Consider the following 20,133-nt stretch of genomic DNA (forward strand, 5'->3'; position numbering starts at 1 on the left):
GAAACCTCACTACTTCTTGAACTTATAATACTGGCAACATAGATCTTTCTCAGCACAGAACTGACAACCTTTTTGAAAACTCTTCATATATTCTGCACTTGAAATATCTACTGACAATTGGTCAAGATCTTCTTGTGTTACAGAGCCAAATACTTTATCTTTTTCTGCTTTTGACGGCATCATCAGAAACTGTATTCTAAATGCAGCCATCTGCTTTTGAGCATCAGTACGAGGTGGAAATACTTTACATTTTTCTTTCTGCAGATTTGTACAGACTCTTCTTCTGATATCTGCTTTATTAGCTTCTGTCAGAAATGGGAAAAATCTCTCAAGTCTATCCATAACATCGTTTACTACGCTAAATACGTTGTGCAGGATATTACTATAGTTTACAAGTATTTCACGAGCCTGATCTTCAATAATGGCTTCAAAACACCTTTGTTGTAAGAAAGAATCCTTGTACACAATATTACCATCACCAAAAGTTTCAAGTAAAAATCTGTATGGACACATCCTGAATCTATAGCAGTCTATTCTGTCAAATGCCGGAATTTCTTCAGGGGCAACTAGATGCATTGGTTCGTCTGATGGATCTTCCGGTAATTCCGTGTAATATGGAATTGGTTTTACACCAATCAGATTCAGTAAATAATATGGTTCATTATCAAAATCACCATTTTTGCTGATATAACTGAGTTTCACCTTAGCTCTATTAAATTCTAAACCATAAATTAACGCATAGCGTCTGAAATTCTTGTACTCTTCCGCAGATTCGACATATACCTGATATTTCCAGTCAATCGGTTCCTGAGCAATTGTAAAGAAGTGTGAATCTAACGGCCATGGAAAATCATTATGTTCTGATGCATTCACATCACGATCACTGATGCAGGCAAAATGATAGATCTTATTTCGGTCATGATAACTCCTCAATATGTCACCATCGATCTGTTCAAAATTTCGTACAATCCATCTTGCACTAGCATCATCTTCCGGTTCCTGCTGAAGATACAATGGCATAGTAATTCTTAGGCACTCAAAAGAGGCGGTAATATCATCAGATTCAATCGTATTCAGATGTTCTAAAACACGAGCAATAATATCCCTGAACTTTTCATCGTCATTCTTCCCTTCAACAAGCCTCTTAGCGAGATACTGTTTCACTTTGTTATAGAATAAACTGAAGTTTTTTGGAGTTCTATCAAAATCCAGCAGTAACGATTCCGCTATCGCATTCAGTTCTTCCAATCCCTTCCTCAATGCCTGTACCTCTTCTGTACTCACTGCATAAAAAGACATTGTATTATGAACGATTGACTCATTTTCTTTGACTCTTCTTTTGTTTCTTTCAACACGATCCAAACGTTTTGTCATTTCTTCTATTGATGTCGCGCCTATGAACAGACTGTACATTTTTGTGAATATACTGCCCAAATTCCCATTTCTGCTTTCGGAAAGAATATTGCAGCAGAAACATTCTCTCAGCTGATTCAGATCTTCAATAACAAGTCTGTTCTCTTTTGTATCCCACATCGATACTAATGCCAAGAAAAATCTTCCTACCGGATAATCCATAAAATCTCTTTCTCCAAATTGATCTGGATAATATGTTTTCAAAATCTCATTAACGGAGCTGTCTGCAGCATAAAACTGTTCATTCATCAGTTTTAATTCTGCCTTCCCGGTACTTTTTGAAATTGCTCCTTTATACACATGGGAAACGTAACTAGCAAATTCTGTCAATGAATGAAACTCTATCAATTTAATCTTATCGTGATATGGAAAAACCGGCCTCTTTCCTTCGCAAAGAGCTCCAAGACAATCTGCTAACACGTTTCCTTCATATCCAATTTCACTGGAATCAGTAGGAAAGAATTCTCCTTTTTGTGACATCTGTATATCAGCTTCAAAATACTGATATATATCAACCCAAGTTTGATAAACCTTCTTATATTGCTTCTGATAGTTGAATATAAGAACTACTCTTTTGTATTTAGATAACTGCTCAATTGTTCTTAGAATTAACGGCGAAAACTGATGCACACCATGAATAACTATTGTGTCCAAATTCAAAGAATCTACATCAGGTTTATTATTCAGATCCCTGTCATACAAAGCTGCTTTAATTGCTTCATCAATCTGTTCAAGAGAAAAAGTTTCTGGTAGTGTAAAGTGTTTTACCTTTTTAGGATCACGTTGGATTTTCTTATATAATTCAACAATGTATCTTTGATCTTCACCTAACAATTCCTGATTGATATGTTCACAAGCAACATTTAATTCAACCATCGTTCGGATACTTTCACAAACTTCTTCTCCATTAAAAATAAAGGATTGATAAAGATTGGTTTTTCTTTGTTCGTCAGAAGTCCACAAATCGTTATGAATTATATTATCAATATCTGCATATTGAATCACTTCCATCGTTTGTGAATTCCAATTTTTATACAGAGCATTCTCCAATCGATAGATTGTTGACACCCGATATAAAGGAAATGCCACAGGATTTACATTATTCAATCCACTAGCTGTTGTTTGCGATACACAGAAATATGGACAGTTCGAAACATCACTCCAGAAGTTTTCAGCTGTAAGTGTATACGGATTCTTATATGTGTAAATTTCAAGAGACATAATCCACATTCCTTTCCATCTCATCTGTCCAGCTGACATTAGCATTTGAATCAAGATCTTTAAACCATATACAATTCCGTATTGTTCTAGTCAAAGCGACATATAGAATACGTGTTTCTTCTGAGATCTGTTCTTTTATTTCAACAGTGGCATCATAATTAGAGTTATGTTCTATCTCCCCATTGTCAAATCTGACAAAATAAGCAAATTTTTCCTTGTTCAGGTAAATATTCAGCTTTTCTTTGTTTTCATTTGAAATATCTTCATTCATAAATGGGAGAATGACTGTTCCGTATTCTAATCCTTTGGAATGATGAATTGTTGAGCAAATAACTCTAACCTGATTATCATCGTCATGATCAAACAAAGTCCTTCTCTCTTCTTTCTGACTGGTTAAAATGTTGATAGACAAGAACAAAGAAACGGAAGATAGCGACAGCTTTTCAGAATGGTCTGACTGAATTATTTTTTCTATAATTGTCTCGTAATCCAGCATGTACTGTTTCTGGGCATATTTATTATCATTGTAGTTTTTCCACGGCTTTAGTTGATCATATAGTTTTTTCAAAACATGTAAAACCGGTTGATTGTATGTCATTATAATCAGTTCTTCCCAAGAGAAACCACAGTTGCTTACAAAATACTGATTTAAATAATCTGTCAGCAACTTTGTTTTCTCTTCCTGAGTCATCGATTTCATGCATGAATGATCAAATTCTATATTTATGTAATCCGAATCTATCAGATTCAGCAGATAAGTTGGATTGATCGGATTTTGAATTGCAGTTACAAGTTTATACAAATCCAACACTGCATCCTCCTTATACAAAGTTCCACCAATACATTGCTCAATTTCAATATTGCGCTTTTTTCCTTCACTGATTACAGAATCGATATGATAGTTATTGCGTACAAGTAATGCTATAGTTCGTTCTTCCTTAGAGAGTGGACCGTGTGTTAATTGTTTTTCAATTTTATTTTTCTGATCTGCTATAGTCATGAACAAGCAATCATAAAATGCATCAGTATCTTTACCATGTACTGAAATACATGTAAGTACGTCATCATCTGGAGTATCAAAATGTCTGGTACCAAGCAAACGATCATTCTCACCGTATTTCAAAAACTGATGGCTATCAAGATTCTTGAAGATTGGGTCAAATGTATCTAACAGGCGATACTCAGTACGATAATTGCGTTTCAAATAGAATGTCGGATTCCAATCATATTTAAAATCATTTAACCGATCAAACGCCTCAATCGTTGCTCCTCTGAAACGATAAATACTTTGTTTGATATCTCCAACTACAAATACTTTGCAGTTTTCTCCGATTAGACTCTGTAATCTGATAAAAAGATCAATCTGAACATCGTCAGTATCCTGGAATTCATCTATAAACAGGTACTTGATTTTGAAATCATTCAATCTGATCTCATCCATGTGATTTTTCAAGACCCGATTAAGTAAGATGATTGTTTCACTCAAATTGATTTCATTCATCGAATGCATGTACTCCAGATAGTCCGATTCCGACGGAAGCATCACATTTTTTATCACATCATTAAACCACGGCAGATAACCACTTGCTCTACCAAAATCACAGTCATTCAGTTCTTCTACATCAATACTTTTTGTTAGAATTTTAGTAGAAAGATCAGATAATTTCTTTTTGATTTCATACAGATATACTGGCAGTGTATTCAAAAAATTACTATTTTCTCCGGTTTTGCTTTCTATGAATTTATCCAAATATTTATCGTATATCTGATCTCGTATATATTGATCAACTGAAATAGAAAACTGTGATCCTAAGCCAGTATACATTGACAACTGTCTCAATATCTCTATTGCGAATTTATGAATTGTCATTATTCTGGCACGGTCTACATCTTTAATGAACCGATGATAACGATCATCCCCAGTTAACACTGCATAATTCATAAACAGACGTTTCAAACGGTTCTTCATATTATCAGCCGCTTCATTTGTAAAGGTAACCATTGCAAGTTCATCTGCAATATCATCTATATGATCTTTATGTTTATTGCATAAAAAAGCCACTCTTGAAATCATTGAATATGTTTTTCCAGTTCCAGCACCCGCTTTTACAACAACATTTTTATCATCATCAGCATGTTCCACACAGTATTGCTCGAAATTAAAAGTTGTTATCTCTGATAATTTCTGTAATGCTTCCGCTTGTGTATCATTGAAGTGCCCATCTATTACAATTGTTTCGTCTATATCACAATTATGAGAAACCAGGTATATTTCAAAATTAAAAAGTTTCATTTCATTTTTTTGCAAATATCCTGATAAGTCACATGTATCACCATATACCAGGTTCATCCCCTTAGGAGATACATGGAGTTCTACAAGTTTATTCTTCAAGCATTCAATGATCTGTTCATACAGAGAAGGAGAGCTTACAAACAGAATCTGTTTGATACCTGACACATATTGATTAACCGTAGTTACCGCCGTTTCCATATCCAAAGATTCAGCAGTAATAACTCTCAGTTCAGAGTACATATTTGAAATATTAGAATCCGCCATTGGCACATCGATTTCATTCATCTGTCGGACCCTAAATAGCAGATCGCTGTCTAAAGCCTCAAATGACAAATTCGCAGAACCCATTGCTTCTAGGATTTTCCTTTGAAATGTATCCGATGATAAATCATCCTTAAAAATTGTATATTTTTCCTCAACAACAATGTCTAGATGCAGGTCATAATATTCTTCTCTGGTAATTCTTGGAAAACAGACCATGTCAAAAACATACGGATTTGCTTTGAGTCTTTCCTTAATCTTTCTAATCAATGCAAACCTATATCTTCTTGCTTGAATTTTTGGGGATCTTTGAATTCCCAGTGGTTCGTTTAACTGAATTTCATTCGCACTTATAACGTTGACAGTATTTGGTAACCAACCCTTAACTTCAATAATAAGGATTGCCTTATTTGGCATCAGGACACAGAAGTCATATTGTTGTCCATCCACTTCTCTTCCGTTATACACTATATACTCGTCAGGTAAATTGTCTTTAATTGCATCCCAAACAATCATTTCACCATAGTAATCTTCAGGTTTCAGATCAATCATTTTTGCCATAAGACAACCTCCCAATCTATCAGCAAATATTCAGACTACACATGCAAGTGGTCTTTTGTGTTTACAATAGTTTTAATAAGTATCTTGTTCTGAAAATACATCTTTTCTGAGTATTCTCTTTCGTTGTTTGATTGATACATTCCATTTCTACGTAAACACTTTGCGGACACAAAATAATCATTTTGAAGTGAAATGATACTTTCTATTGTCCGTAATATTAACATTATTATAGCATCACTTAATTGCAATTATATAGCTGTCCATACCCTTTTATCTTGATACCTACAACTCACTCGCTTTGAATTGATCATGCGGATTCATTCATTTTCTCAAAAAGAAATCTACACGATTCATCATCTAGACGCATAACATGCTGCGGATACTTGATGAGTATATCTGAGTTTAGTCTTGATATAAGCATCGGTGTCAAAGATCCATTTTTTCTTAAGACAACACATACAGGGTGAAGTATTATCTCTTTCCATTCCATCTGCAGCTTTGGATCAGCATAAAAGTTTTCTACGTTAGATCGACATTCCTGAATATCGGCCCCTCCTAAAGTTCTATAGAGGTATTCCTCCGCTTTTTGACATGAAGTGAAGGTATAGTAATTGTCATCTTCATCCGGACCATATGCATAGGTTGCATCCATTGTAGCCGCAAATCCAGTTGCATCCCATTCATGAATCATATCCATATAAAGAATTGCTCTCTGCCAGCCCTGTTGACTCTGACAAGACCGCTCATACATCTCGTTACTTCTATCTGTGGTAAATCTTTCACCGTTTCCTTTTACTAGTGCAGGAGTACCGTTCTGATCCATTTCATACCAGAACACAGGATTCTTATAACGCAGCTCAACAGGTAGTTGATGCCTTTGATAGTAATCAATCAGTAAATCATCAAGTCTTAGTAAAAGCTTTAACAGATAGTGATTCTCAAGATATTTGTTAATAAAGCCATCACAATACTTTTCTCCACGAACGAGATATGTAAGCATTGTTCTGATCTGCCGAACATTCATTTCTGTAGACAATACATCTTCACAGTATTGTTTATAGTTTTCTAAATACTCTGAATCAGATTCAAATATTGAAGCTATAGACCATATACCATTCGGATATTCAGGATAAGGGAACTCCATGACACCATTAGTTTCTCTACCTGTATGCCACTTTGCCTCAGTTGTACTCTTAACAGCATCGATTGCAATCCGCAGTGCATTGCCATCTGCATTTGCAAGAAGATCATCATCCGTGGTTTCATCCACAGAATTTGTTTCCTGATGCGTATCGGTATTCTTTTCCTGGGCTTTCAACTCTGCCAATCCCATCTGTAGTATCTGTGGATCAGGTATGGTAAAGAGAATGTCCATATCATAATCAGGATTGTCATGAATGAAATCATTGCATGCCTGCAAAGCTTTTCTCCATGCCTGATCTTTTGGATAGCCAAATATACCAGCTGAGATCAATGGAAATGCGATGGAATGACATCCATAATCTTTGGCAAGATTCAATGATGCTTTATAGCAGCCATACAGTTTCTGAGACTCTTTCTTCTTGCCACCATACCATACAGGGCCAACAGCATGAATGATGTATTTTGCATTCAGATGAAATGCTGGAGTAATGACAGCAGAACCAGTATTGCAGTACCCAATATCATCACATGCTTTCTGTAACTGTTTATGTCCTGCAGCTTGGAATATAACTCCACATACGCCACCACCAGCCTGTAGATTTTCATTAGCTGCATTTACGATACATTCTGTTCCTGCTTTTGTTATTCCTAGCTGTTCAATCCTGATTCTGCTCATCTTCTTCATCCTCCATTTCTACTTCAAGAAATTCTTTCAGATCTTCATAATTATATGGATAGGCATTGCTGCCTGAGATCTTTACTGCTTTTCTGCCATTATTGTAGTAGATATCCAGTCCCCATTGTGTTCCATCCATAACAAGCGGATCATTATATGTTCTCTTCCATTCACCTATATGGAGAGCTTTGATTCCGGAAATAAAGTCTTCTTTCCTGTAAGGGCCATATTCTTCTCCTTTATCCATCGTCATCACAGGCTTTTCAACATCCACAAATACCTGATCGTCTGATACTGTAAATGTTCTTGTTTCTTGACCACAGAAGAAACCGCCGATTGTAAACACCAGTTTGCTCATGGAATCCAATGCCTCATTGAAGTCATGATCCTTCTGTTCTGCTTTTGATCGAACATATTCTCCACCAGCTTCTTCGTATGCCTGAATAGCACGTTCCAGATAATCCCGATCGCACTTAAGTCTTGTCAGTCTGCTTGGAAATACTTCTAAAACCATATCATCAGTATTTTCAATGCTTCGCTTTAACTGCCCAATCTGAATTTTAAGGGATCTGATCTTCTTCATGATTTCTTCTTGGGATTTACCTTTCAAGTTCATCGCGTAATATGTTTCCGGATTGATCATCATAACCTGTATCCTCCATAAGTGTAGTTTACTCCATTCTCTTAGAGAAAAGGTCGCCTGACAGGCGACACTATATACATCTTTGCAGAACAAAGAGTTATTTCTTTAAAACAAAGCTCTTAAATCCTCACTACGTATTTGAAATTCAGCAAATTCTTTATTCATCAATCCGTTACATGTTGATGATGCTTATAATCAACTGCCATGGTTCAATATTAATCAAACCATCCTTTTTTCTCCGGTTTATGATCAGATTTTCCAGTGACCTGCTTTTCTGTGGAAATGATCTGATCAATTAAAGATCTTCGGATGTCATCCCATTTTTCTTCAACGTCGTTGCTCCACCCTTCTGTATATTGTATCTGCTTTGCTTTGATGTAAGCATCGTCAAAATCCCCATTTTTTATATCTTCCTGGACTTGTACAACTAGTTGTTGCAATTCAGCTTCCTGTTGCTTTGATTTTGTTTCACCCCTAGCTATATTTACAAATGGAAGAAGAATCATTCCCCCAATGATCAATGCAACTACAAGCATCTCATTACGTTCAGTTTTTGCTTTTTGTTGAATTATATATCTTTCTTGATTATGCTTTTTGTCAACCATTCTTTCATCATGTTCCATCTGTTTAACTTTCGTTTTTGCACGATAAGCCGCTTTGGACTGTCCTTCAAGAACAATTCTATTGCCACAATATTTGCAATAAAATATATCTAACCCATCTTCTATTTCAAGCGTTGCACCACATTTTGGACATACTAATGATTTTTCTTTCATAAACTCCATCCATTCTTTATCCTTTGCTACATTATCATAAAAAGTACACTGCAACAATTCGTCTTTAGTCTCTTTTTAAAATGTATTTATCACTTGACTAATAGCAGATAGTCAACCTCTTTCATACCGTTATAAAAAATAGGAGATCAAGGATCTGTTACCTCGGCAGCCTTCTTTTTCCATTTTCTTTTTCTTATTCTCATAGACTCTTGCTGGCATCCTTTGCGCACTCATTGCTTGTGCTGAATTATGCTTTCTGCTTTTGTAGGATGAAACCGCTATATATACTTTCTTTTTCATATCAATAACCCTTATCCTTTCTGTTTGAATACATTTGAATATATGTTGGCAATTACTATCGGATCTCAATATTTTATAAATTCAAGTGCTTCATTTTTCTGTTTTACAATCATACAATTTGATACAAAAATTGACCTCTTTTCAACAATCCCATTGCCTAGTTCTTTTTCAGAAGAAATCCGCTGAGAAAATGCATATACAGCTTTCAAATCCTGATTAAACAGTGCATCTTCCAAGTACGCTTGGAAATATGGTGCTCCTCCAATTAAAGCAGCATCGTATCCATTTTCCTTAACATATAAAGCCAGGATTTCAGCACGCTGTTCCATATCTTTCAGATCTTCTGGTGTGTTAAATTCGATTAGGCGACTAATTAAATCTTTATCTTCTGGATCTATGCAGCCAGCGCTGATTTGATTTGCTGACATTTTATGATTTGTACAATTACATATCCTCATTTTTATACTCCTACCTTCTTTTATAGTATCGCAAGTAATTGAAAGTGTTTTTTTAGAACAATCTGAAGTATTACTACGCTTTTATACAGATATTCAACGAATCGAATATATCAAGGAAAAACGATTCATCTATTTTATCGTACACTTCTTATACACATATGTGAAAAATTCTTTATTTCATCATCTCTGTGATGTAGCTCTAGTATAAAGAAACTGTTAAATAGCAGCAATTTGAAAGATAAACAAAATATTCTGTTACGTAAACTAAGCAATTAGCAAGAATAATACTAATAATGTGTTACCACCCAAGTAATTAAAAAGACATCTGCATTTAATGTACAGGTGTCTATTTTGATTTGATCCTTACTAAGCATGGTATGCAACGATAAGCAAATGGAACAAATCCGTCTTGGATTAGAATCGTCTCAATCCTTACTAAGCATGGTATGCAACGATTCTATGCGGTTAAGGTAAGAGGTGAATCTGTAGTCTCAATCCTTACTAAGCATGGTATGCAACAATGAAGTTATGCGGTTTTCCGTACTTCATCTGCAATTATCATATCAAAATATATCGAAAATGTTATCTTTTTCGTATGAAAACTGGCTATTTTCATACTTATGAAAGTATTGCGGAGATCTTCACAAACTTTTGCAAACTAATTATTATGACACGAGAATTAAGAGCGAATAAACATGATAATTTCGTTTATCCATTTTAACATTTTGACAATTTTTCTCGATTTATTTCACAGAATTTCTTTCAGAAACATTGTGAAATGTCTCCGATTGATTCACAAAATTAGTTTCCGACGTAAATATAAATGTCTATGTTTTCCAAAAAACTCTCTACAGTTTACATGAACTTACAATCATGATTCTGTTAACGGCTAATTATTTCTATATAAAACCAGATAAGTAACAACTAGTTTGATCAAATACATATATCACTGTTACCATTTATGTTTTTTATAAAATGATTTATAAATATTATGTTACTATTGAAGTAATCAAACGGAAAGGATGAACATAGTAATGCCATTTATCAATATTGATAACGGAGAGCCAACAATCAATCCAGAACATAAACTTAGAATATCATTAAGTGAACGTGCAGCACTTACAATGGCAAATGATATGGATGTCTTTGGAATTGATAAAAAAACAACTTTTTTAAACCAGGTCTTTTCAAATTATAGGGATGATGCAAAAGCGTCTATTTCATTATATCTAGAACATCGAAAAGAAGAACTGAGCCAGATGCTTCATGGAACAGAACTTAACAGCAAAGATAAAATATCTGTTATTGATCATCTTCTTCAGGCAGAACAAAAAAAACTGATCAATCAGGCAAATCAGTATTTTAGGCTCCCAAAAGCATCAAAGAAAGAAAACAATTACCATATCAACAAAAATAACTTTTTGTATCTTACAGAAGATTGTAAGGAAGAGGAATACTACAATTATCAGGCAGGAAAGTATGTACGTGCAGTTTTCGAAGAATACTGTTCTTTGCCATTTATTAAACGAGAGAGAATCTTCCGTAAAGATCTGTACGATATTGTCGAGCAGGCATGTAAAGAACACCGACTCCTAAAAGTCGATGCAATTAGAAATAATGTCAAGTTAATCATTTATGTATATCCATATAAAATCATTTCTGATCCTCTTGATACACAATCATACCTTGTCTGCTATACTCGCCTCAAAGACGAAGATGAATCAAGTAAACGAATAGCTTCATTTAATATGGCGCGAATGAATTTACCAAAGATGCTAAAAGCAAAAGCTGTATTATCCAAAGGAGAAATTGATGAAATTCATAATCGTCTCGCTACAGAATCTCCCGCCTATTTTCTTGGAAATTCAACTATGATAAAAGTAAGACTAACAGAAAAAGGCATTGCTTCATACAATGCCAGATTGTATTCCCGACCAGAAAAAATTGATAGTCTTTCTTCAAGTAATGTTTATGTATTTGATTGTACACCTATGCAAGCATATAATTACTTCTTTCCGTTTGGAGATCAATGCGAAATACTCGAACCAGAGTTTCTACGTGTTCGTTTTCAGGAAACTATGCAAAAGACTTTGTCTCTATACAACAAGAAAGGTTGACTAGTGTCATAAATCGTTAACACACCATTCAATTTTTGAAATAAAACCAGCGTGCATTTCGGAAACGCTGGTTTTTTCGATGTTCTACAGCAACAGAATATCTTTAAATCCTTACTAAGCATGGTATGCAACAATGAAGTTATGCAGTTTTCCGTACTTCATCTGCAATTATCATATCAAAATATGCATGAAATGGTATCTTTCAGAATTAATACATTCTCTTTTTATACACGAAAATCCATGTACCTACACTAGGACATAGATTTTGGCTTCGCTCTTCTGTCAGATCCGTTCACTACCATATAGAAAACAGATCTACGATACAGTCTACGATATCTTCCGCGAAATCACAGACTGTCTCTATCTTCCGCTCGGTTTTTTCGAGCACTGTGTCCACTTCCCATGGCATCGGTACCTTATCTTCCGGTCCCCATACCTTCTGTTCTGTGTTTCTCTTTGTTTCCATCTTCTTTTCCTTCCTTTCTCTTTTCTGTTCTGTTTCTTACCAGAACAGGCTGCTGATGTCAAAGAACAGGTCTGAGACACCATCTGCCACACTGCTGACGACATCGCCAACCGTGTCAAGTGCGATTTCTCCCGCGCAGCTTGCCATGTCTCCGACAAGGTCCACTGCATCACCTACGATCTCTCCAACATCGTCGAATAGACCGTCTACGACTTCTCCCGCCACTGTGCCTACCGCTACTGTTGCAGCGATACCCACAGCAACCGGAATCAGCACAGGTGCGCTTGCTCCAAGAGCCACCCCTGCCGCTCCTGCTGCCAGTTCCCCTGCTGCTGCACCTACTCCTGCTGCCACAGCAGATTCGGCACACTTCGGGACTGCGTGCTCTGCGAACTCGCCAAGAGAATCACCATTAGCAATTGACTTGGCTGCTTCTACAGCGGCTGTTACTGCCGCTCCTGCCACTGCAGAGTTCTTCGCACAGTGTGCTACGTTGGACAGATCCGGCACTGTGTGCGTGAATTTGTCCGCGATTCGTTTTGTTGTTTTGCTGGACACTCCGGTAGAGTCCATCCGTTTCCCAACGCCTGCTTTTTCAGCAAGGTTATTGAAACTCTGTGCGGACTCCTTTGTACCAACAAGCTGTGTCTGCTGGTACTTTCCTGCCTGTACCTGTTTCAGGGTATAGGCAGAGGAGGACGGAGTGTCCTTGAGCTGGTAACGCGCAGCTACCTTGCCATCACACATAGTGACGACATCGACCTGTGGGGCGTTAGCCTGCTGTGTGAGCCTGGTGACTGTTTTTGGATCACCTAGGCTTTCGAGGTTCTTGAGGTCCGTGAATGTAATTTCATTCACGATACCCTTGGCACCCATAGGACTGCCAGAACCGCTTCGACCAGCCATTCTGTTAAGAACGGTGGCTTCGTATGTCTGTCTTACGACATCTGTGCCAACACCTGCGTATACGCCTGCGTTGCATGTTGTTTTCTTTTCCATGTTCTTTCCTCCTTTGGTGATCATCACCATTTCTGTGGTACACCATTAGTATAAAGAAACGGAAAGGTAACAACAATTTGAAAGAAAAATAAAATATTTTGTTACTAAAATGAAGGAAATATCGCTTTAAACATCTATAACCCGTTACTAGTAAGGTAATCAAAAAGACATCTGTATTGCAATCTTACAGATGTCTTTTATAAAGTGATCCTTTCTAAGCATGGTAGGCGACTATGTTTCCGACTGTTGGGAATGCTGTTTGAAAGCGTCTCAATCCTTTCTAAGTATGGTAGGCAACGAGTACTAGTTTCTCTTTAAGGTCTGGGGATGGGTGGTCTCAATCCTTACTAAGCGTGGTATGCAACATATCGGAAAGTCCGCAATGACTAGCGGTAATGGTCTCAATCCTTACTAAGCATGGTATGCAACAATGAAGTTATGCGGTTTTCCGTACTTCATCTGCAATTATCATATCAAAATATATCAAAATTGTTATCTTTTTCGTATGAAAACAGGCTATTTTCATACTTGTGAAATAACTGTGGAGATCTTCACAAACTTCTGCAACATTTTTGTCATTCCCCAAAATCAGCAATCCAGAATTCGTGATAAATCAGTTTCAATTTTTGCCAATTCTGACAATTATATGTTCGAATATTTCATTCATTTTCTTTCCGAAACATTGCGAAATATCTCTAATTGATTCACAAGTGAAATTATTGATTGCTATATGGAAAGTGCTGTTTTTGTGATATTTATGCTTAATTTTAGGTATGTTTACAAGGAACTACACGCAGACCGTGAAACGGGCTGCTGACAACAAACGGCGGTATGCTCCCGGAGAGGGCAGCATACCGCCTGTTTTGTTGTCCGGGGTTTCCAAAGGGGTGCCCCCTTTGGCACACGACTTTGCTTGCAAAGTGTAGTGTGTTATACCTGCTGGCGTGGCTGACGGGGGAAACGGGGTGCGGTGCTTCTTGCGCCCCGTTTGCTCCGGCAGGAAAACAGGCTGAATTTTTGCGAATGGGAATGAGCAAAAAATCGGCCTGTTTTCAGAGAACGGCGGCAGGTATATGAAAGCCCCCGTCCCTCGTCCTACGCTCCGACTTGTGGACAAAGTGTCCCGAAGTTGTGGCCACACTCCCGGAAAAGTAGCAGGACAGCGGGCAACCGTCAAGGCTGAAATGAACGGGGTTACACCCGGCCTTGACCGCCGCCCGCCGCCCCGCTGGATGGGTGGACAAGGCGGCCAATCCCTCAAAGTGCTTGTCCGCGCTCTTTCTGATTTTGAGGTATTCAGTTTTTCAAAATTGAATAATCAAAATAAATTTTTTCGATTGAAAAAATTTTATTTGTTATCATCTTCAATGCCATATTTTTTCTTTTGCCGAATCACATAATTACTGATTTTTTCATCATATAGTGGATACTGGTAATCCAACTGGCATGCCACTTCTGACGAAACCTCCCGGAACAATGCCATACATTGTTCAAAGGATTCCCACATATGGGGATAGGAATCCATATTATAAGTGGACATAAGTCGTTCCCACAATTCCTCTGGGACATATTGCTTCATAAATTTATAGTTTTTTCCCAAACTGAAATGAAATCCCTGTTTGATACCAATCAGCCAGGAAATCATGCGAAGCAATTCTTTTCGTACTATATCATTCATATGGTCAATAGCAAAAAGAATTTCTTTGCGGCATAAGCCCTTTACTACATATGTTGTAGTATTCCAAAATTCATTACAGCAATCGTCAAACATTCTTTGAGTAGGCTTCTGCAAGTGGTAGTCTATATCCGTTGGTATTGGCGGCTTTACGATACGGTTGTCTTTATCCAACAGTAACTTTACCAGTTTATCCCATGTAAAATACTCGTCTATCAGTTCCAGCGGCAGCAAAGTTAAATCTATCTTAACATCATCAGTAAACAGCATTAAATATGAAAATCCCTTTTCTACAGCTGGAAATAATTCCATATCTTCCGGCTTTTGCAGAATCAACCTTTCACCAAATATATCTAGCCATTTATCATCACTTGTGAAGCTGTCCATATCCGTAACAAAAAAAGTAATATCAAAATCCTGAAAATCATCAGGCGGAATATTTGTATTTGTTCTAGATCCTTCCAAAGTAACCATGCGAATGCGTTTGTCTGTTTTTGCAAAATTCAAAACAATATCATAAACTTCCTTTTCTGATCTCATTTTTATCTCCTCCAATTATTGAAATGGGCGGGAAGCCATTTTAAGGGCTTTCCCGCCTTGATTGCCTATCAGCAAAGGTGGGCGAAACTGTCAACGGCGGCGCATTTATGCGCCGTTCATCTTGACCGTTGACTGGATCGGCTGGCTTTGCAATTTCCCATCACTTTAATAAATGCGTTTTCTTCTCAATCGCCGCTTTTACAAGCAAAACTGTTTTGAGATTGACAATCAACATTTCGTAAAACTGGCAATACGAAAACCAAAACGGCAACCGCAATAATCCCTATTCCACAAAGTAAAAACCATTTTTCCACACCAATTCGTTCTGCAAAAATACCGGAACACAGCAAACCCAGCGGCATGGCAAAGGACATCACGCTTCCGAGCAATGAGAAAACACGTCCCAGATATTCTGGTGGAAGCTGCTCTTGAAACAAGGCGTTTTGTACTCCGTAAAATGGAGAGGTTAACCCCATGACTGTACAACAAATTACAAATATAAAAAACGCATTGGTGGGAAGCAACCCGGAAATCGCAATGCTTACCCCCATCACAAGAACCGATAGACCGATTGAAAAAATCCGGTTCTTGAATCCACCCCAAACGCTGAGCAAAATTCCCCCTGCAAGCATACCGCCTGCAAAGGCAATTTCTGCTATGGACGCATGGGTAGGTGTTCCACGAAAGTATCCCATGCTCATCAAAGGGTACAATGCACTGATAGGCATAAAGAAAAACATATATGCCGTTCCAATCCAAAGTAATGCGAACAAACCCTTGTTTTTCTTTAACTCAAAATATCCCTCCTTCATATCCCGGAAAAAGTTGTTTTGGCTTTCGCCTGTGCATATTGGCGGATTTGGAATCGACAGAACCGCAACAACGCTGCAAGCCAGAACTGCGCCGATAATATCCAATAGAATAATCGTGCTTAATGACCAGACACTATATAAGAAAGCGGCAGCGGCTGGGCTGATCAGGGACACGGCGGCCTGCATGGTCTGATTATAACCGGCACACTTTGTTAGCTGGTCTTGAGGAACCATAAGCGGTGTAACTGCGCTGGACGCAGGAGAATGAAAAGCGTTGCCGATACTTCTGACAAATAAGACCAGCATAATGAGCCATATGGGCAGTTCCATAAATATCGAAACGACTGCCAGAAATCCTCCTGTTGCGGCAATCATAAGGTCTGCTCCAATCATCACTCCTTTGCGGCTATGGCGATCCACAAAAGTCCCTGCAAAGGGGCCAATCACAGCTTGAGGAAGAAAGCCCATCAAGGTTGCAATGGATAAGACCATAGCGGAATTTGTTTTTGCTGTGAGATAGAATATAATGGACATTTGCAAAATCCCGCTTGTTATGAGGGAAATGCTTTGTCCTGCCAGCATAGTAAAATACTTCTTTTTCCAAAATTTAGTTTCTGTTGTCATATCAATACCTCCTGTTTTTGTCACATACTCTTTCCTGTGCAACAAAAAGCAGGTATATGCTCCACTATGGGCATATACCTGCATAACAAAAGGCACGACAAGAAATACTCTATGACAATCATTGTCATAAAGGATTGACCTACGTGTTTCTCTGTACGCACGACAAAAAAGCCCATCACATGGAATGAAAAACCGACTTTTTGTTGTTTATTAGCGTACAAAAATTACATACGTAAGCCTTCTCTCCGTTTATAATCCTCTAAGAGGATAGCAAATTTGATAGAGAATGTCAATGATTTATTCAATAGGCAAATTATGTTGTTTCAAAAAGGATAGTTTATCCCAGTAACCTCTTTGAAATAAAATTTTCCCGTTCACAACATGGAAAAATCCGCAGCCTCTTAATCCTAATGGGTCTCTCCATTCTAAAATTGCCCACTGCCCATCTTCAAATATATTTTCTACAATGGCTGTCATATCAGCTGTGGCAAATTCTGTTGTGAACATTTCTCTGATTGCCTCTATCCCAATCACCGGTTCATTTGTTACCTGATGATTGGTTGCGTTATCATGGTACAGACTCACGATTGCCTCAACATCGTGGTCGTTAAAAGCATCTACCCATTTACATACTACTTCTTTTGGTCGTAACATCATGATTTCCTCCATCTATCTTTGTTTCCTTGCCTGCCAGTTCAATCATTTTCTTCGCCAACTGCTGGAATTGGTCGCTGGTTTCCTCGTCCATCGGAAGAAGCTGCCCAACCTGTCCGACGATCATAGCGGTCACATCATCCATAGAAAGCGGCTCCTGCTGGTGGTTTTTCATGGCTTCCTGCATAGTTTGGAACATGGCAGCGGTAATGGTTTCTCCCGGTTGTTCGCCGCTGTCCATCTCTTTCTTAATGTCCCGCAGGATGGTAAGGAACACATTCTTGATTTTTTCAATCTCTGCTTCATGGTCACCCATTTTCTGTGCGTTCAAGAACTGCAAGTCCTGTCTTGCTTCTGCCCGGTGTTCCGGGTATTCTTTCATCAGATCAGACAGGGAAGCTGTTACCATTTCGATAAGCTGGTTTCTTGCTGTTATGCCCTTTGCCGCCGTATCCTTAAAAAAGGGCGACTTTAATACACTACCCGCAATCCATTCTATAATAGGGAACAGCGGCTTTTGCGCAATATTAAATAAAAAAGCCGATAACACATAGGTTTTTTGACCTAATGCGTTATCGGCTCTGCGTCTATGCGTCTGGCACTTTTAATCATTTTTTTTTGAATTTATTATATGTGTTAGCTAACTGTCCACAAGCCGCGTTAATCTCTCTGCCATGAGAAACTCTAATAGTAACTTCAAGTCCTGCTTGCTCTAATTGATGTTTGAATGCAACTATTTCCCGTTTCTGTGGTGCTTTAATTCTTGAATTGCTTGTTGGGTTGTATTGTAACACGTTAATCATAACTTTTTTGCCCCGAAACCATTTTGCAAGTTGTCTTACATCTGAGGGCCGGTCATTTATACCCGGTAAAAGCAAATACGCAAAGACAATTTTGCGATTATGCCTTTCAGAATAGGATAAGGCTTGCTTAACAACATCTTCAATAGCATATATGCGCATGTGAGGAATAATACGATTTCTTGCAGATTGTGTTGCTGCGTGTAAAGATATTGTCAACTGAATTTTAAGATGTTCCTCGCGCAATTTTTTTAATTGATCGACCGGACCAACTGTTGATATGGTAATGCCGTCGGTTGGAAAGTTGAGCCCATATCTATCTCGGAGAATATGGATTGCTTTTATCAAGTTGTCATAATTGAATAAAGGCTCTCCCATACCCATAAAAACGATACGGTTTACTTTTCGACGCAACAATATAATCTGTTGTACGATTTCTGACGATGTTAGATTACGAACAAAGCCATTTCGCCCGGACTCACAAAAAATACAACCAACAGGACAACCGACTTGTGTGCTCACGCAAACAGTTCCACCATCTCGCCGCTTGATAAAAACCGTTTCAATGTATTTGTTGTCTTTCAGTTCGTAAACATACTTTTCAGTATCACTGCTTTTGTAAATATTTTTTACCAACATTGATAGATTTTTTTTGCGTGGTAATTGCTTATATAATTCTTCATATAAGGCTTTTGCTTCATTCTCGCCAATAACTTCCGACATTTCTTTGTAAGTAAATCCGTATGGATCATTCCGTACTTCCGCAGGCGTATATTTAGGTAAACGTTTCATTTTTATATGGTATATATAAATTAGCTCATCCAGCTGAGTCAAATCTATATACATCTCCTTTCTCTTCCGGCTTAGTATCGGCCCGGAAACCGAGTAGAATTGAGATTGTGAATGCGTACTTGTATCTCATTTTTTTGTAGCTTTGACTACGTGAAGGATTATCTGGCCGCTTCGTTGTATGGAAACTGTAATTAGTTAGATGAGCCCTTCTTTTATTGAAGTGAGTTCACATTTTGAACCATATTCTCTGATACTTTTGAAACGGCGATACTGGTATTCGTCACTTATATTTTTGAAAGGAGTAATACCATGATTAACATCGGTATTGATGTCGGTAAATTCAAGCATTGCGCTTCTGTCATGGATGACAAGACCGGCGAAATTCTTATAAAGCCTTTTTTCTTCAATAACGATCAGAAAGGCTTTGATCTGTTCTATTCCAAAACTAAACAGTATATTCATAGAAAACATGCCGTTGGTATGGAAGACACTGGTCATTACATGATCAATCTTACAGATTTTCTTTTGGATAAAAAGTTCACTGTTAGATTTATCAATCCCAGGTCTACCTGCCTTAGACGTAAAGAACTTGGTATGTCTGCCAAGAACGATCGTAAAGATTCTATCCTCATTGCAGAAATGCTCAGTGAGAAAAAATTATGGAGATCTGTAACTCGTATAACGCAAGAAACTGATAAGCTTCGTGAAATTACACGTCTGTATCATCAGTTACAGGAACAGCAGAATGAAGATATGAATCGTCTTCAGCGTGCTTTGGATATTGTCTTTCCAGAAGTGAACAAGCTCTCCTGGACACGCTATTCCAAGGTCTATATGCAATTCTTAGCCAGCTATCCCACTGCTGCTTCTATTGCCTCTGAAGACATCCGCAATCTCCGTAATGCACTT

At 37.7% G+C, this 20,133-nt stretch carries 15 protein-coding genes; 2 read left to right on the plus strand and 13 right to left on the minus strand.

What is annotated here, in order from left to right; translation table 11 throughout:
* Positions 1-9 precede the first annotated feature (9 nt).
* The 7 genes from ACTND6_RS03460 to ACTND6_RS03490 all read right to left on the minus strand — a co-directional run bounded on the left by ACTND6_RS03460 (position 10) and on the right by ACTND6_RS03490 (position 9,715).
* Positions 10-2,634: a hypothetical protein gene (locus ACTND6_RS03460; protein ID WP_441022007.1), complete on the minus strand. Its 2,625-nt coding sequence runs from the start codon at positions 2,632-2,634 to the stop codon at positions 10-12.
* Positions 2,624-5,749, minus strand: coding sequence for a UvrD-helicase domain-containing protein (locus ACTND6_RS03465; protein WP_441022005.1), 3,126 nt, complete (start codon positions 5,747-5,749; stop codon positions 2,624-2,626). Before ACTND6_RS03465 ends, ACTND6_RS03460 begins: the two co-directional genes overlap by 11 nt.
* A 307-nt stretch (positions 5,750-6,056) precedes the next feature.
* Positions 6,057-7,568 (minus strand): macro domain-containing protein, encoded by a 1,512-nt coding sequence (locus ACTND6_RS03470; protein WP_441022003.1) that lies wholly within the window; start codon positions 7,566-7,568, stop codon positions 6,057-6,059.
* On the minus strand, positions 7,549-8,214 hold the full coding sequence (locus ACTND6_RS03475; RefSeq protein ID WP_441022001.1) for a hypothetical protein: 666 nt from the start codon (positions 8,212-8,214) through the stop codon (positions 7,549-7,551). The genes ACTND6_RS03470 and ACTND6_RS03475 overlap by 20 nt, the downstream gene beginning before the upstream one ends.
* 212 nt (positions 8,215-8,426) lie before the next feature.
* Positions 8,427-8,987 carry a hypothetical protein gene (locus tag ACTND6_RS03480; protein WP_441021999.1) on the minus strand — a complete coding sequence of 187 codons (561 nt, stop codon included), beginning with the start codon at positions 8,985-8,987 and terminating at the stop codon, positions 8,427-8,429.
* 129 nt (positions 8,988-9,116) lie between these two features.
* Positions 9,117-9,287: a hypothetical protein gene (locus ACTND6_RS03485; protein ID WP_441021997.1), complete on the minus strand. Its 171-nt coding sequence runs from the start codon at positions 9,285-9,287 to the stop codon at positions 9,117-9,119.
* Between the two features lie 65 nt (positions 9,288-9,352).
* Positions 9,353-9,715, minus strand: a complete 363-nt coding sequence (locus ACTND6_RS03490; RefSeq protein WP_441021996.1) for a hypothetical protein — start codon at positions 9,713-9,715, stop codon at positions 9,353-9,355.
* A 1,064-nt stretch (positions 9,716-10,779) separates the two neighbouring features.
* Here ACTND6_RS03490 and ACTND6_RS03495 point away from each other — a divergent pair.
* The gene (locus ACTND6_RS03495) at positions 10,780-11,862 is read left to right on the plus strand and encodes a WYL domain-containing protein (protein ID WP_441021994.1); all 1,083 of its coding nucleotides are present in this window, start codon (positions 10,780-10,782) and stop codon (positions 11,860-11,862) included.
* A 502-nt stretch (positions 11,863-12,364) separates the two neighbouring features.
* On the opposite strand, the gene ACTND6_RS03500 is transcribed toward ACTND6_RS03495, so the two are convergent.
* From ACTND6_RS03500 to rlmN, 6 genes are all read right to left on the minus strand, one after another.
* Entirely contained in the window at positions 12,365-13,327 is a 963-nt protein-coding gene (locus ACTND6_RS03500; RefSeq protein ID WP_441021992.1) for a hypothetical protein, read from the minus strand.
* Between the two features lie 1,348 nt (positions 13,328-14,675).
* A complete protein-coding gene (locus ACTND6_RS03505; protein WP_001255868.1) occupies positions 14,676-15,542 on the minus strand; it encodes an aminoglycoside 6-adenylyltransferase AadE in 867 nt (288 codons plus the stop codon).
* Between the two features lie 185 nt (positions 15,543-15,727).
* Positions 15,728-16,978, minus strand: coding sequence for an MFS transporter (locus ACTND6_RS03510; protein ID WP_441021990.1), 1,251 nt, complete (start codon positions 16,976-16,978; stop codon positions 15,728-15,730).
* A gap of 297 nt (positions 16,979-17,275) precedes the next feature.
* Entirely contained in the window at positions 17,276-17,632 is a 357-nt protein-coding gene (locus ACTND6_RS03515) for a nuclear transport factor 2 family protein (RefSeq protein ID WP_301944604.1), read from the minus strand.
* Positions 17,604-18,182 carry a hypothetical protein gene (locus ACTND6_RS03520; RefSeq protein ID WP_441021987.1) on the minus strand — a complete coding sequence of 193 codons (579 nt, stop codon included), beginning with the start codon at positions 18,180-18,182 and terminating at the stop codon, positions 17,604-17,606. The genes ACTND6_RS03515 and ACTND6_RS03520 overlap by 29 nt, the downstream gene beginning before the upstream one ends.
* Before the next feature lie 58 nt (positions 18,183-18,240).
* The gene (rlmN, locus tag ACTND6_RS03525) at positions 18,241-19,224 is read right to left on the minus strand and encodes a 23S rRNA (adenine(2503)-C(2))-methyltransferase RlmN (RefSeq protein WP_441021985.1); all 984 of its coding nucleotides are present in this window, start codon (positions 19,222-19,224) and stop codon (positions 18,241-18,243) included.
* 309 nt (positions 19,225-19,533) lie between these two features.
* Between rlmN and ACTND6_RS03530 the strand changes: the two genes are divergently transcribed.
* Positions 19,534-20,133, plus strand: a 600-nt coding sequence (locus ACTND6_RS03530; protein ID WP_441021984.1) for an IS110 family transposase, incomplete at its 3' end; no start/stop codon positions are given.

Source organism: Bulleidia sp. HCP3S3_C9 (assembly GCF_052064035.1).
Lineage (GTDB): Bacteria > Bacillota_I > Bacilli_A > Erysipelotrichales > Erysipelotrichaceae > Bulleidia.